At 64.4% G+C, this 376-nt stretch carries 1 pseudogene; it reads left to right on the top strand.

The features are described 5' to 3' along the window. Window positions 1–62: 62 nt before the first annotated feature. Window positions 63–376, top strand: a pseudogene (locus NE591_RS13240) (MFS transporter); the annotation flags it as partial.

The following is a 376-nucleotide window of genomic DNA, read 5'->3' as shown; positions in this document are numbered from 1 at the left end:
CCTTTTTTGTCGCCCATGCTTCCCCAGAACATGGCGCCGAGCGGGCGGAAGATAAAGGCCAGGGCGACAAAAAAGGTCGCAAACAGTCGCTGGCCATCTCGGTTCTGCTGATGTCCGGTGCCGCTTTCCTCATCGGCTGTCTGCCGTCCTACCAGGCCATTGGCCTGGCCTCTCCCATCCTGTTGCTCGTGCTGCGCAGCGGGCAAGGGTTTTCAGTGGCTGGCGAGTACTCGGGTGCCGCCGTGTTTCTGGCCGAGTACGCCCCGCCTGAGAAGCGCGGCCGCTATTGCTCGCTCGTCCCCGCATCGACGGCCACGGGCCTGCTGGCGGGCTCCTCGATGGCCCTTGTGCTGAAAATGGTTCTGCCCGAGGCCGC

This window comes from Adlercreutzia sp. DFI.6.23 (assembly GCF_024462535.1).
GTDB classification, from domain to species: Bacteria; Actinomycetota; Coriobacteriia; order Coriobacteriales; family Eggerthellaceae; genus Adlercreutzia; species Adlercreutzia rubneri.
This window is presented reverse-complemented; position numbering and strand designations above follow the sequence as displayed.